At 71.2% G+C, this 13,480-nt stretch carries 13 protein-coding genes and 3 tRNA genes; 4 read left to right on the top strand and 12 right to left on the bottom strand.

Annotated elements, in window-relative coordinates:
- Window positions 1-203: 203 nt before the first annotated feature.
- The 3 genes from ABZ914_RS33115 to ABZ914_RS33105 are packed head-to-tail and all read right to left on the bottom strand — an operon-like array spanning window position 204 to window position 5,169.
- The gene (locus tag ABZ914_RS33115) at window positions 204-284 is read right to left on the bottom strand and encodes a putative leader peptide (protein ID WP_500198089.1); all 81 of its coding nucleotides are present in this window, start codon (window positions 282-284) and stop codon (window positions 204-206) included.
- 50 nt (window positions 285-334) lie between these two features.
- Entirely contained in the window at window positions 335-3,547 is a 3,213-nt protein-coding gene (locus tag ABZ914_RS33110; protein WP_500198088.1) for a helicase-related protein, read from the bottom strand.
- Between the two features lie 32 nt (window positions 3,548-3,579).
- Window positions 3,580-5,169 carry a DAK2 domain-containing protein gene (locus ABZ914_RS33105; RefSeq protein ID WP_500198086.1) on the bottom strand — a complete coding sequence of 530 codons (1,590 nt, stop codon included), beginning with the start codon at window positions 5,167-5,169 and terminating at the stop codon, window positions 3,580-3,582.
- A gap of 201 nt (window positions 5,170-5,370) precedes the next feature.
- Between ABZ914_RS33105 and rpmB the strand changes: the two genes are divergently transcribed.
- The gene (gene rpmB / locus ABZ914_RS33100; protein ID WP_067632165.1) at window positions 5,371-5,565 is read left to right on the top strand and encodes a 50S ribosomal protein L28; all 195 of its coding nucleotides are present in this window, start codon (window positions 5,371-5,373) and stop codon (window positions 5,563-5,565) included.
- 312 nt (window positions 5,566-5,877) lie between these two features.
- Here the strand turns inward: rpmB and thiD are convergent, their stop codons facing one another.
- The 3 genes from thiD to ABZ914_RS33085 all read right to left on the bottom strand — a co-directional run bounded on the left by thiD (window position 5,878) and on the right by ABZ914_RS33085 (window position 8,708).
- Window positions 5,878-6,690: a bifunctional hydroxymethylpyrimidine kinase/phosphomethylpyrimidine kinase gene (gene thiD, locus ABZ914_RS33095; protein ID WP_387027297.1), complete on the bottom strand. Its 813-nt coding sequence runs from the start codon at window positions 6,688-6,690 to the stop codon at window positions 5,878-5,880.
- A gap of 53 nt (window positions 6,691-6,743) precedes the next feature.
- A complete protein-coding gene (locus ABZ914_RS33090; protein ID WP_500198084.1) occupies window positions 6,744-7,685 on the bottom strand; it encodes a cellulose binding domain-containing protein in 942 nt (313 codons plus the stop codon).
- Window positions 7,686-7,787: 102 nt separating this feature from the next.
- Window positions 7,788-8,708, bottom strand: coding sequence for a thiamine-phosphate kinase (locus ABZ914_RS33085; protein ID WP_500198083.1), 921 nt, complete (start codon window positions 8,706-8,708; stop codon window positions 7,788-7,790).
- A gap of 155 nt (window positions 8,709-8,863) precedes the next feature.
- Between ABZ914_RS33085 and ABZ914_RS33080 the strand changes: the two genes are divergently transcribed.
- On the top strand, window positions 8,864-9,097 hold the full coding sequence (locus tag ABZ914_RS33080) for an Lrp/AsnC family transcriptional regulator (protein WP_151542521.1): 234 nt from the start codon (window positions 8,864-8,866) through the stop codon (window positions 9,095-9,097).
- Window positions 9,084-9,557 carry a DUF3515 domain-containing protein gene (locus ABZ914_RS33075; RefSeq protein ID WP_500198081.1) on the top strand — a complete coding sequence of 158 codons (474 nt, stop codon included), beginning with the start codon at window positions 9,084-9,086 and terminating at the stop codon, window positions 9,555-9,557. Before ABZ914_RS33080 ends, ABZ914_RS33075 begins: the two co-directional genes overlap by 14 nt.
- 10 nt (window positions 9,558-9,567) lie before the next feature.
- Here the strand turns inward: ABZ914_RS33075 and ABZ914_RS33070 are convergent, their stop codons facing one another.
- On the bottom strand, window positions 9,568-10,164 hold the full coding sequence (locus ABZ914_RS33070; RefSeq protein WP_500198080.1) for a TetR/AcrR family transcriptional regulator: 597 nt from the start codon (window positions 10,162-10,164) through the stop codon (window positions 9,568-9,570).
- A gap of 138 nt (window positions 10,165-10,302) precedes the next feature.
- On the opposite strand from ABZ914_RS33070, the gene hpnR reads away from it, so the two are divergent.
- Window positions 10,303-11,778, top strand: a complete 1,476-nt coding sequence (gene hpnR / locus ABZ914_RS33065; protein WP_500198078.1) for a hopanoid C-3 methylase HpnR — start codon at window positions 10,303-10,305, stop codon at window positions 11,776-11,778.
- A 24-nt stretch (window positions 11,779-11,802) separates the two neighbouring features.
- On the opposite strand, the gene ABZ914_RS33060 is transcribed toward hpnR, so the two are convergent.
- The 5 genes from ABZ914_RS33060 to ABZ914_RS33040 form a co-directional block, all read right to left on the bottom strand.
- Window positions 11,803-11,884, bottom strand: a tRNA-Tyr gene (locus tag ABZ914_RS33060).
- A gap of 25 nt (window positions 11,885-11,909) precedes the next feature.
- Window positions 11,910-11,982: transfer RNA gene (locus ABZ914_RS33055), tRNA-Leu, on the bottom strand.
- A gap of 5 nt (window positions 11,983-11,987) precedes the next feature.
- Window positions 11,988-12,061 (bottom strand) — tRNA-Leu (locus tag ABZ914_RS33050).
- Between the two features lie 233 nt (window positions 12,062-12,294).
- On the bottom strand, window positions 12,295-12,717 hold the full coding sequence (locus tag ABZ914_RS33045) for a DUF4190 domain-containing protein (RefSeq protein WP_500198077.1): 423 nt from the start codon (window positions 12,715-12,717) through the stop codon (window positions 12,295-12,297).
- Window positions 12,718-13,066: 349 nt separating this feature from the next.
- Window positions 13,067-13,480, bottom strand: a 414-nt coding sequence (locus tag ABZ914_RS33040; RefSeq protein WP_500198075.1) for a hypothetical protein, incomplete at its 5' end; no start/stop codon positions are given.

The following is a 13,480-nucleotide window of genomic DNA, read 5'->3' as shown; positions in this document are numbered from 1 at the left end:
GGCGAGGGTGTCGCCGGCGCCGCGCGGGGCGTCGCCCGCGCGGACGGCGGCGGTGAGCGCCGCGACCGCGGCGGCGCGGGTCGCGGGGTCGGTCGCGCGGAGGGACTCCTCCACGTCGTCGAGCCGGGTGATCGTCATGGTGTGGCCTCCTGGAAGCCGTCGGTCCTGGACGGGCCGGGCGGGCGCCCGGACCCCGGTCGGGATCAGCGACGGGAACACAGGGCGCTGGCCACGCGCCGCAGATCGACGTGCAACCGGGCGACGAGGGCCGAGTTCGAGGTCACGCGACCATCGTGGCGGCGATCCGGCCAAAAGTCAACTTAATCGGTAGGAATTACGTCTTTTCCAGGAAGCCGGCGCGGTCCTCGTCCAGCAGCGACGCCAGCACGGTCGCCAGCCCCGGATGGCCGGACAGGTCCGGATCGGCCTCGACCAGCGACGTCGCCTCCTCGCGCGCGTCGCGGATGACGTCCTCGTCGCGCTGCAGCGTCAGCAGCCGCAGGCTGGACGCGCGGCCCGCCTGCGCCGCCCCCAGCACGTCGCCCTCGCGCCGCTGCTCCAGGTCGAGCCGCGACAGCCGGAACCCGTCCGTCGTCGAGGCCACCGCGTCCAGCCGCTCGCGCGCCTTGCTCCCCGGCTCCGCGTCGGTCACCAGCAGGCACAGCCCGTGCAGCGACCCGCGCCCGACCCGCCCGCGCAGCTGGTGCAGCTGGGACACGCCGAACCGGTCCGCGTCCATGATCACCATCACGGTCGCGTTCGGCACGTCCACGCCGACCTCGATGACCGTCGTCGCGAGCAGGACGTCCAGCTCCCGCTCGGTGAAGCGGCGCATCACCGCTTCCTTCTCGTCCGGGTGGAGCTTGCCGTGCAGCACCCCGATCCGCAGACCGGACAGCAGCTCCTCCAGCTGCGGCAGCAGCTCCATGATGCCGAGCGGGGACCGCCGGCCCTCCTCGTCGGCGGCGACGGCGTCGCCCTCGTCGCCCTCCTTCTCCCCGATGCGCGGGCAGACGATGTAGACCTGCCTCCCCTGCCCGACCTCCTCCCGGATGCGCTCCCACGTCCGCGCGAGGAAGTTCGGCCGCTCCGGCGGCACCACGTGCGTCTGGATCGCCGACCGGCCCGCGGGCAGCTGCCCCAGCACCGACGTCTCCAGGTCGCCGAACACCGTCATCGCCACCGTCCGCGGGATCGGCGTCGCCGTCATCACCAGCACGTGCGGACGGCCGCCGTCGACCTTCTCGCGCAGCGCGTCCCGCTGCTCGACGCCGAACCGGTGCTGCTCGTCCACCACCACGAGCCCCAGGTCGGCGAACTGCACGGTCTCCTGCAGCAGCGCGTGAGTGCCGACGACGATCCCGGCCGTACCGGACGCCGCGTCCAGCAGCGCCGCCTTGCGCGCCTTCGCGCCCTGCGACCCGGTGAGCAGCGCCACCCGCGTCGCGTGCTCGGCGCCGCCGATCTGCCCGGCCTGCGCCAGGTCCCCGAGCATCCCGGTGATCGACCGGTAGTGCTGCTGCGCGAGCACCTCGGTCGGCGCGAGCAGCGCCGCCTGCCCGCCCCCGTCCACCACCTGCAGCATCGCCCGCAACGCGACCACCGTGTTGTGGGTCGGCGTCCATCCATCCGTCACGTAGAGGTGACCGGGATGGGCGACGGAGATGCATTGGACCGCCTTGCGGCCGACGTACTCGATCGCGCGGATGCCCTTGCGCCTGGGCTCGTACTTCGTACGCGGCCTCAACCGGCTCGCCTTGCGGGACAGCCGGAAGGGCGGGAAGGCGTTCGGCAGTGCGACGCTCGTCGTCCAGTAGGGCTTGCCCATCTTCATGATCTGACGGCACCGGGCGTAGCCACCGAGCGACCGGGTCAGCCAGGCGACGTCCTCCGCCAGTCGCCGCGAGGCGGAGAGCAGGCTGACGTCCCTGCCCTCGGCTCGCAACGTCCCGCCCGTGTCCAGCAGCCCTTGCAGCAGCGCATGCCGCTCTTTCGCCGATGCGTTCAAATAGCCGGCCGGAACGAACTTGTCGTACGCCCCCTTGCCGTAGACGCCCAGGTCCCGTAGAGCGGCGATGACCGGGTTTCCCGCACCGCGACGCTCACCGAGAATCGACCAGTCGAGTGGACGGTCCGCTCGCTGGACGAACCTGCATCCATCGGGCACCAGTTCCCCTACCGCATCGACGATCTCCCGGTCCTGCGTCGATATCGCCAGCCGCCCGTACTTCATGAACCCATCACCGAGCAGGACGCCCAAGAGGTAGGGATCGATCGGGCGGGCGATCGGCGCGTCCAACTCGGGCGCCTCGACCAAGGGCAGGTACCACTTGCTGACTCCGGACTTGCGAAGCAGGTCCTGGCGCAGTTCGCGCGTCGTCAGGACCTTGAGATCACTCCCGCGGTGCCAGCCCGTGTCGGTCTTCACCGCCCAGAGATGCTCGTCATCGCATTCGACCGAGGTCCCGTCGGAGAACACGAGGCGGTAGACCTCCCGTTCGCCTTGCGGGAACACGCCCGTCACCACCGTGACCTCGCCCTCGGGCGTGATCACCTCGTCCCCCGCCCGAAGGTCGCCCATCGACCGGAATCCGCCGGGCGTCAACACGCCGGCGTCGAGTGGCTGAGCCTTGCCGGCTCCGACGTCGCCCTGGAGGAGGCGGTGCATGGGGTGTTCGAGGGCCAGGTCGGCGGCGATCTCGTCGCCGACCTCGCGCTGGCCCTTGGTCAGCTCGAACGGCAGGCGGGCGTCGAACTCGGCGAGGACGCCGCCGAACGACGGCGGGCGCGGCTTCGCCGGCAGGGCGGCGGCCGCGAGCCGGCGCTGCGCCAGCGCGACCTGCACGACGAACGCCTCGTCCCACTTCAGGCGGGCGCGGGCGCGGGTCAGCTCGTCCCAGGACTTCGGCCGGTGGATGCCCTCGTACGCCTCGCGGAGGCCGATCAGGTTGCGGCGGCGCAGCAGCGCCTCGGGCATCGGGTCGGCGGGCAGGTCGAGCTGGTCCAGGACCATCCCGACCGACATGCCGATCGTCTCGATGTCCAGGCCCTTGGTCGACGGGTAGATCGGGATGATCTCGTCCGCCCACTCCTGCGCGGCCTGCTCGGCGGTCCGCTCCGCGACCACCTTGTACTGCGGATGCGTGAGCTGCCGCTGCACGTTCCCGCTGCGCGGCCGGTAGGTGCTGATCTTGCCGGCGAACAGGCCGCGGGTGCCGGGCGACAGGTCCTTCTCCGGGCGGTAGGAGCCCTTGCGGCCGAAGAAGCTCAGCTTGAGCTGCCCCGTCCCGTCGGTGACGGTGATCTCCAGGACGTAGCCGGGGCTGCGGGTCAGCGAGCGGCCCTGCACCTTCACGACCTCCGCCATGACGGTGACGTGCTCGCCGTCGAGCAGCTCGTTCAGCGGCGTCAGCTCGCCCCGGGTGGCGTAGCGGCGCGGATAGTGGTGCAACAGGTCGCCGGCCGTGTGCAGGTCGAGGCCCTTCTCCAGCACCTTGGCCGTCTTGTCGCCGAGAACCTTGCGCAACGGCTCGTCGAGATTCGCCACGGACCCTTTCTAGCCCATGGCGGCGACACGAATCACTCGACTCCGATGAGCAGCGGGTAGCGGCGCTGCGCCCCGTCGTAGAGGGCGACCTCCACGTCGGGACGGCCGTCGCGCAGCTGGTCCTCCAGCCGTTCCGCCAGCCCGGGCGGCGCGTTGCGCCCGGCGATCAGGGTGACGAGCTCCCCGCCGCCCGACAGCATCCGGTCCAGGACGCGCCGCGCGACCTCCGCGATGTCGGCGCCGATCGTCGCGACGTCACCCTCGATCAGGCCGAGGACGTCGCCGGGCCGGCACAGGCCGACGCTCGTCACCGCCTCCTGCGCGGCGACCTCCAGGTGCCCGAACCGGGTGGCGCCGGCGGCGCGGGTCATCGCGATGACGTCGTCGCCGAAGCGGCGCAGCGGGTCGTGCACCGCGAGCGCGGCGAGTCCCTGCACGGACGCCTTCGCCGGGACCACCGCGATGCGGGCACCGCCGTCCCGCGCGCGCTCGGCAGCGGCCTCGGCGAGCGCGAGGACCTCCGGCTCGTTCGGCAGGACCACCACCTCGTCGCCGGCCGCGAGGATCGCCTCCGCCAGCACGGCGAGCGGCGGCACCGCGCCGGGCTCGCGCCGCACGACCCGGGCGCCGGCCTCCTCGAACAGCGCGGCCAGCCCGTCGGCGGCGGTCACCGCGATCACGGCGCGGCCCGCGTGCGGCCGGTGCGGCTCGTCCGGGGACGCGGCGTGCAGGTAGGTGACGCGGATCCGGTGCGGGCGCCCGGCTGCCAGACCCGCCTCGATCGCGGCGCCCGCGTCGTCGACGTGCACATGGACGTTCCACAGGCCGTCGCCACCGACCACGACGAGGGAGTCGCCGAGACCGTCGAGCCTCTCCCGCAGGTCGTGGACGGCCGCGTCCGGCGCGTCCAGCAGGTACATGACCTCGTAGCCGGGTCCCTGCGGTTCGGGGCGCGCGGCCGGCGGCGGCGTCCCGCCGGCGGCACGGGCGGGGACCTCGTAGTGCTCGGGGTACTCGTCGGTGACCACGGCGGCGAGCGCGTCGAGGACCACGCACAGCCCGGCGGCGCCCGCGTCCACGACGCCGCTGCGGGCCAGCACGTCGAGCTGCCCGGTCGTGCGGCGCAGCGCGCGGCGCGCCCCGTCCGCCGCCGCGCGGGCCGTCCCCTCGGCGCCCGCCGCGGACACCTCCGACGCCGCCGACGCCGCCTCGCCCAGCACGCTCAGGATCGTGCCCTCGACGGGATGCTCGACCGCCGCCCTGGCCAGCACCGACGCGTGCTCCAGCGCCTCCGCGAGGGCCTCGCCCCCCGTCCGCGCCGGCGGCGAGCCGAGCACGTCGGCCATGCCCCGCAGGACCTGGCTGAGGATCACCCCGGAGTTGCCCCGCGCGCCCAGCAGCGCGGCCTGCGCGACCGCTCGCCACGTGTCCGCCTCGCACGCGCCGGAGGGCAGGGCGTCCGCCGCTTCCGCCGCCGCGAGGACGGTGAGGTGCAGGTTCGTTCCGGTGTCGCCGTCGGGGACGGGGAAGACGTTCAGCGCGTCGATCTCCCCGCGGGTGCGGCCGAGGGCGTCCGCCGCGAGCCTGCACCACTGCCGCACCGACGCCGCATCAAGGACCATCGGGTCATCTTGCAGTGCCCTCCCCACCGGGCGCCAGAGCCCTGACCGCGGCTTCGATTCGCTTAGTCAGGGACCGTTCGGCTAGTCTGATCCGTGCGCCTCGTCCGAGGCGCGATCAGTGAGCGCCCACGATGCCCGGCCCCGCCCGAGGCGGCGACGGGCGGCGCTCCGGTAGAGCATCGACACCACTTGGAGTTTCCCGTGGCTTCCGTCTGCGACGTCTGCGGCAAGGGACCCGGTTTCGGCATGCGCGTCTCCCACTCGCACCGCCGCACCCCGCGCCGCTGGAACCCCAACATCCAGCGCGTGCGCGCCGTCGTGAACGGCAGCACCAAGCGGATCAACGCCTGCACCTCCTGCATCAAGGCCGGCAAGATCGTCAAGCCGACCGTCTGAACCGCGGGACGCGAGCCTGAGCCGGTTCATCGGGACAGCCCGGTGAGCCGGTTTTCGCATGCCCGGACACTTTCGCCGCACGGCCTCGATGCACGGCCTCGATGCACGGCTTCTGACGCACGGCCTTGATGCACGGCCCTGATGCATGGCTTTCGGCGCAGGACGCCCGGCCGTCACGCGAGCGCGTGACCTGACCGGTGGAGGCGACGCCGGAGGCGAGCCTCCACCGGGAAGATCGCGAAGCGATGCCGCGCTCGCACAAGCACGGTCGAGGGCCGAGCCGCCAGGCGAGGCCCTCGGGCCGTGATCGCGTCAACGCCACCGCCAGCCGTGGTCGACGGGGCCGATGCCGGCGCCGAGCGGGAAGCCCGCGGCGATCGCGCCGGTGACGTACTCCTTGGCCTTGCCGACCGCCGCGGGGACGTCGTCGCCGAGCGCGAGGTGGGAGGCGATCGCGGACGCGAGGGTGCAGCCGGTGCCGTGGGTGTGCCGGTTGTCGTGCCGCGGCGCGGTGAAGCGGTGCTCGTGCTCCCCGTCGAACAGCAGGTCGGCGGGCTCGCCGGGCAGGTGGCCGCCCTTGATCAGCACCCAGCGGGGGCCGAGCGCCTTGACCGCCTCGGCGGCCTCGCGCAGGCCCGCCTCGTCCACCACCTTGACGCCGGTGAGCTGCTCGACCTCGTACAGGTTCGGGGTGACGACGGTCGCGGCGGGCAGCAGTGCCGAGCGGACCGCGTCGACGGCGTCGGGCGCGAGCAGCGAGTCGCCGTGCTTGGAGACGCCGACCGGGTCCACGACGGACGGGGCGTCGGAGGCGGCCAGCGCCTCGGCGACGGTCTCGACGAGCGCGGTCGACGCCAGCATCCCGGTCTTGATCGCGTGCACGCCGATGTCGGACAGCACGGAGTCGAGCTGGGCGCGGACGGCCTCGACCGGCAGCTCCCAGTAGCCCTGGACGCCGAGGGAATTCTGCGCCGTGACGGCGGCGATGACGCTCATCCCGTGCACGCCGAGCGCGAGCATCGTCTTCAGGTCCGCCTGGATCCCGGCGCCGCCGCCGGAGTCCGAGCCCGCGATGGTGAGCACGAGGGGCGGGGCCTGGCGGGGCGCGGGCGCGTTCTGCTGCATGGCATCCACTTTATGGCGATCCATCGCGCGGCGCGGCTCCCGGCCAGGGCAGCTCACAGGATGGTGCAGGCCAGCCTGTTCATGACGCAGTAGGTCGGCTTCCGCGGCGTGCCGTTCGCGGTGAAGACGAACTGGGCGGAGCGTCCGGGCGCGAGCCCCGTGCGGCCGCGGACGTAGGCGAGCTGCCCGGTCTTCACGACGATGGCGCCGCTGACCGCGCGCACCGTCACGTTCGGGATCTTGAACGCGAGCGCCCAGCGGGAGATCGCCTTCTGCCCCTGGTTGGTGACGGTGCCGGTGGCGCGGAAGGCCGTGGTGGTGCGGGAGACGACGTGGAAGGCGATGACGAGCCCGTCGGGGCGGCTCGCGCGGCTGGCGCGGTTGCCCGGCCCGCGCTGGGAGACCGTGCTGTCGCGCGGGTTGGTGTCGACGGGGTTCTTGGGGGCGCCGCCGGCGAAGTTGAGGGAGATCTGCTGGGTGCTCAGCGCGTAGGCGACGACGCCGACGGCGATGACGAGCGCGACGATCGGCAGCATCGGGACGGGGAGCGCGGACACGAGCCGGGCGACCCGGGCCCGCGTCGAGCGCGGGGAGGCTGCGGCGGGCGCGGCGGGTGTCTGCGCGATGCCGTCGGCGCCGGGACCCGCCGCGGGCCCGGACGGCGGCAGGGAGGGGGCGGGAGCGCCGGGGACGCGATCGTCGCGGCCGGCCATGGCGGCGGGGAGGTCGCCCGGGTAGTCGCCGGGATAGGGCTCGAAGCGGCGCGGATCCGGGGGGCCGTGCTGGCGCTGCGCGGGCGGCGGCGGGCCGGCCGGGGAACCGGGCGAGGAGGCGGGAGGGTGGGGCTCGTAGGAGAAGAACACCTGGTCGTCGGTCGGGCCGGAGAAGGCCTCGTAGGACGGGCCGGGAGGGGCTCCGAGGAACGAACCCGCGGGCGCCGGATCGTCCGGCGCGGGCTCGTCATCGGGTCGCTCGCGCTTGGTGTGTCGTCCCATCCCATTCCTCTTCGATCACAGGATGTATACCAAACCAGTACCAAACATGCCTACCGGATGAGGGAAAGCGCACCCCGTCGACACCCGGCGTCGACCGGCCGTTCACCCCCGGAAATGGTCCCATCCGGCGGCGTCCGGAACGCGCCCGTCGACGCGCACTCCCGCACCTTTTCGTACGGTTCCGATCACCGTCCAGGACGGGGGCGGCGGCGAATCGGGCGGGAAGGCGCCGGCGAACGCGTGGTCCTCGCCGCCGGTGAGCACGTGCCGCAGCCCGTCCGGGCCGAGGAACTCCGGGACCACCAGTCTCGCGGAGTCGACGTCGATCCGCACCCCGCTCGCCTCGGCGAGGTGCCCGAGGTCCTGGACGAGGCCGTCGCTCACGTCGAGCAGAGCGGTCGCGCCCGCGGCCCGCGCCTCGGCGCCCGCCTCGTACGGCGGCTCGGGGCGGCGGTGCGCGGCGAGCAGGTCGGCGGGCCCGTCGCGTCCCTCGGCGAGCAGCGCCAGCCCGGCGGAGGCGTGCCCGAGCCGGCCGCGCACCGCGACGAGGTCGCCGGGACGGGCGCCGGACCGGGTGAGCGGCGCGCCGCCGCCGAGGTCGCCGAGCGCGGTGATCGCGAGCGTGACCTCGGGGGCGCCGACCACGTCGCCGCCCGCGACGGACGCGCCCGCGCGGCGGCACTCGTCGGCGAGGCCGTCGTAGAGCCGTTCGGCCCAGGCCGTCTCGGTGGACGGCGGCGCCGCGAACCCGACGAGCAGCGCGGTCGGGCGGGCGCCCATCGCGACCACGTCGGCGAGGTTCTGCGCGGCGGCCTTGCGGCCGATGTCGTAGGGGCCGGACCAGTCGCGGCGGAAGTGCCGTCCCTCGACGAGCAGGTCGGTGGTGGCGGCGACCCGGCCGTCCGGCGCGGCGATGACCGCGGCGTCGTCGCCGGGGCCGAGCAGGACGGCGGGGCCCTGCGGCAGCCGCCGCGTCAGCCGGCCGATCAGCCCGAACTCGCCCAGCTCCCCGATGGTGCCCATCCGCCCCGTTCCCGCCCTCTCACCGCGCGGCGCCCGTGTCCCGCCGGCCTCGTCCGGCCCGTGAATGGGCTGTGCGGCCCCCGAACGCCCACGGCGCCGCCTAACACGATACGGTGACCGTCCGACGGCTAATTCTCCGCCCAGGGGAGGACGTGATGGTGCAGGCCTACATCCTCATCCAGACCGAAGTGGGCAAGGCGGCCGAGGTCGCGGGGCACATCTCCGGAGTCCCCGGCGTGACCCTGGCGGAGGACGTCACGGGACCCTACGACGTGATCGTCCGAGCGGAGGCGCGGAATGTGGACGAGCTGGGCAAGCTCGTCGTCGCGCAGATCCAGACGGTCGAGGGCATCACGCGCACCCTCACCTGCCCCATTGTCCACATCTGAGCTCCGGTTCCGCTGGGCGCCGCTGCTGCTGGCTCCGCTGATGCTGCTGCCCGCCGCGTGCGGGGACGGCGCGGTGGAGGTCCCGGTTCCGCATCCGGACGCGGCGACGCAGCGGCTCTGCGAGGGGCTTCGCCTGCCGGCGAAGGTGCACGGCCGGTCGCTGCGCGACACGAGGCCGGATTCGCAGCTGACGGCGGCGTGGGGGTCACCGGCGATCGCGCTGCGCTGCGGCGTGCCGATACCGGCGGCGCTGCGGCAGACGTCGGAGCTGGTGGACATCAACGGGATCAGCTGGTTCGGGCAGCCGGTGGACCGTCCGGTGACCTGGACGGCGGTGGGGCGGCAGGCGTACGTCGAGGTGACCGTCCCGGCGAAGTACCGGCCGGCCGGGGACGTGCTGATCGAGCTGACCCCGGCGATCAAGGCGACGATCCCGGCGAAGCCGGAGGGGCAGATCTAGGCCGTCCCCGTCATGCGCGGGCGCCGTCGCCGCCGGGCAGGATGAGCCGCGCCATCTCGGCGAGCCGGTCGGCCATGCGGGTGTAGGAGGTGTAGCCCATGCCGGCGTGCAGGAGCGCACCGGAGTAGGCGAGTTCCAGCGCGCCGAGGACCGCGGGGTCGTCGCGGTCGCCGAGGGCGTCCCGCAGCCGGGTGCGGATCGCGACGCCGACGCGGGCGCGCAACTCCCGGACGTCGGGGTCGGTGCCGAGCATCGCGGTGGTGCACGCCGCGGCGAGCTCCGGCTCGTCGGAGACCAGCAGCGCGATCTCGCGCAGCACCCGCTCGACGCGGCCGGCGACGTCGGGGTCCTCGCCGGTCTCGACGGGCGGCAGCGCGCTGAGGCGCCGCCAGAACACCTCGGTGATCAGGTGGTTCTTGGACGCGAAGTAGGTGTAGGCGGTGGCCGGCGCCACGCCCGCGCGGCGGGCGACGTTGCGGACGGTCAGCCCCTCGTAGCCGGTGTCGCGGACCTCCTCGACGGCGGCGTCGGTGAGCCGGCGCACCGTGTCGGCCTGCCGCGGCGTGAGGCGGCGGCGCGGGGGCTCGGTCGACACTTCTCCGGACACATGTCCAGACATTAGTTCAATGCCCGCCGCCCCGGCAACTCGTTAACTCTCCGTTATCACGGGTAACAGTCCGCTGTCCGGAGCGCCGCGTTTCCGGCACCACCAGCGAACGACCGACGCGCCTGGGAAGGGAACCCGATGCGCACTCTCCTGGTCCATCCCAGCGGACTGATGTACTCGGAGATCTTCCTGCGGCTGGAACCGCTCGGGGTCGAGCGGGTCGCCGCCGCGCTGCGCACCGCCGGCCACCAGGTCCGGCTGCTGGACCTGCAGGTCTTCACCCACGACGACCTGCGCCGCGAGCTGCGCGAGTTCCGGCCGGAGGCCGTCGGGTTCGGGGTGAACTACCTGGCCAACGTGCCGGAGATGATCGACCTGGCCAAGGAGGTCAAGCGCCGGCTGCCGGAGTGCTTCGTGTTCGCGGGCGGGCACAGCGTCTCGTTCATCGCCCAGCACGTCCTCGACCAGGCGAACGGGGCGCTGGACGCGGTGCTGCGCGGGGAGGGCGAGGTCGCGGCGCCGCTGCTGCTGGAGGCCGCGCGCGACGGCGGGCTCGGCGAGGTGCCGGGCGCCGTGACCGCCGACGGCACCTGCAAGAAGGTGCCGCTGCTGCTCGACAGCCTGGACGCGCCCCGCCCGGCCCGCGACCTGACCCGGCGCCGCCACAAGTACTTCATCGGCGTCCTGGACCCGGCCGCGTCCATCGAGTTCACCCGCGGCTGCCCGTGGGACTGCTCGTTCTGCAGCGCGTGGACGTTCTACGGGCGCACGTACCGGAAGGTGTCGGCGGAGGCCGCGGCGGAGGAGATCGCCTCGATCCGCGAGCCCGGCCTGTTCATCGTGGACGACGTCGCGTTCATCAAGCCCGAGCACGGCGACGCGATCGCCGCCGAGGTGGAGCGGCGCGGCATCCGCAAGGAGTACTACCTGGAGACCCGCGCTGACGTCCTGCTGCGCCACCCCGAGGTCTTCGAGCGGTGGCGGCGGCTCGGCCTGAACTACATGTTCCTCGGCATGGAGGCGCTCGACGAGGAGGGGCTCGACCGGTACCGCAAGCGGACCAGCCCGGACACCAACATCAAGGCCCTCGAACTCGCGCGCCGGATGGGCCTCACCGTGGCCATCAACCTCATCGTGGACCCGGCCTGGGACGCCCGGCAGTTCAAGCTCGTCCGGGAGTGGGCGCTGTCGGTGCCCGAGATCGTCAACCTCACCGTGATGACGCCCTATCCCGGCACGGAGATCTGGCACACCGAGTCCCGCAAGCTGTCCACGCGCGACTACCGGCTCTTCGACATCCAGCACGCGGTGGTGCCGACGAACCTGCCGCTGTACGAGTTCTACCGCGAGCTGGTGAAGACGCAGTCGGTGATGAACCGCAAGCACCTCGGCGTCGCCGCGGCGGCGCAGACGCTCGGCATCATGGGCCGCCACCTGTGGCACGGGCAGACGAACTTCGCCAGGTCGATCTGGAAGTTCCGGTCCGTCTACAACGCCGACCGGCAGTACGGCGACCACCTGCGGAAGGTCCGCTACGAGCTGCCGGTGCCCGACCACCGCTCCGTCGGGCCCGCCGGCCGCAAGGAGCTCTACATCCACGAGCGCCAGCGCTGACCGCGCCCCGGGAGGGGGATCCGGTGGGGCGGGTGGGATTCGAACCCACTCAGACATTGCACCTGTTTTACAGACAGGCCCGACTCTCCCGCGTCGGCGCCGCCCCGGGCGCGGGCCCACGGCCCGCCCAGTACCTCCGGAGGGATTCGAACCCCCAGCACACGGCACCTCATGCCGCTGTCTCTACCGTTGGACTACGGAGGCGTGCGTGCGGCTCCCGGGATTCGAACCCGGAACGTCCACCGTCTGAGGATGGCCCCTCTGCCTGTTGGGGTAGAGCCGCAGGTCTGTGCGAGGCGTCGCTCGCGGCGGCTCGGCCAAGGGGCCTCTAGGAGAGGGGATACCGGCCGGGGCGGGCGTGCGACGCCGAGGGCAGTCGAAGTCGTAGCTGCTCCATCGCCATGGCCGGTCCTCCTCTCGAGGTCTCGTGTCTCCGTCTTCGACGGGCTGACGTGTCCTACGGTGCCATCCGCGCCGGAGGGCGTGCAACGGATTAAACGCGCGGCCGGACCGGGATCATCCGCTGGACGTATCGTCCGGCAGCGACCAGCCGAGCAGGACGAGCAGCCAGAACGCGACCATGAGCCAGCCGAGCGCGATCCCGGTGATCGCGAAGCCGAGGCCGCGCTGCCTGGAGCGGCGCACCCGCGCCCACGCGATGTGCCCCGCGACGATCGCCGGGATGGACGTCAGCCCGCACGAGATCAGCCCGACGAGCCCGCAGGTCAGCGCGTAGATCGAGGCGTGGTTGTAGGACGGCTTGCCGTACCCGTTCGGGCGGGCGGCGGCCCCCGGCGCCTGGGTCGCCGGGCCGTAGCCGGGCGCGGTGCCCTGCGGATACGGCGCCGGGCGCGCGGCGACCGCGTCGGCGTACTTCTGCCATGACTCGGCCTCGGCCGTGCGTCCCTGCATGCCGAGCAGCACCGCGAGGTTGCGCATCGCGGACGGGTCGCCCGCCTGCGCGGCCTGCCGGTACTGCCGTTCGACGAGCGCGTCCGCCTCGCCCGCCGCGAGCGCCGGGGAGGGCGCGGGCCCGGGCGGGGGTGTCGGAGCCTGCGCCGGGGTTCATAAAGTCAAACAAGCGAACAAACAAAACAGTTGCGAAGCTTCTGTGAATGTAGTTACACGTTGTATTCAACTCAGCGTAAGTAGCAAGTTTGGCAAATAAAAGGCCCCATAGGGGCGGAGAGGAGTGATTTATATGTCAATTAATGATTTGATTAAAGCCATTATTGCTCTAGTGGTTTTAATACTTGGGATAAATTTTATGGTGGATAGGACATTAACTTCATTTACTAGTCTTTACGAGGTTGAAAAAGAAGATGAAAATGGTAAAGAGAGCTGAGATTTCAACAATGGATGAAAATTGATCGATTGATAAAGAAAATAGCGCAACTGTGGGAATATAGCTTCCTAATAATATTCTAAAAAGAGTCTCAATTAATTTTCTTTCTTTATTATTCAAATCTTCAAGTTCTCTCCCGCTTTTCCGCACTATAAATAGAATGAACATTTCAGGAAGGGAAAACAGAAAAAAATAAACAACTCCAACAAAAAAAGAAAGTTTAACAAGATTTAAGTAATCTATTTTAGTAATTACAGAAATAGCAGGATCGCTAGGTAACTTAATTTTTAAAAGCGTAGAAAAATAAGATATAATTATAAAAAAAGTAATTATAAAAAATGAAATTACCAACAAATA

This window comes from Spirillospora sp. NPDC046719 (assembly GCF_040645715.1).
Classification (GTDB): Bacteria; Actinomycetota; Actinomycetes; order Streptosporangiales; family Streptosporangiaceae; genus Spirillospora.
Note: the sequence above shows the minus strand (reverse complement) of the source record. Positions and strands in the feature narration are given on the sequence as shown.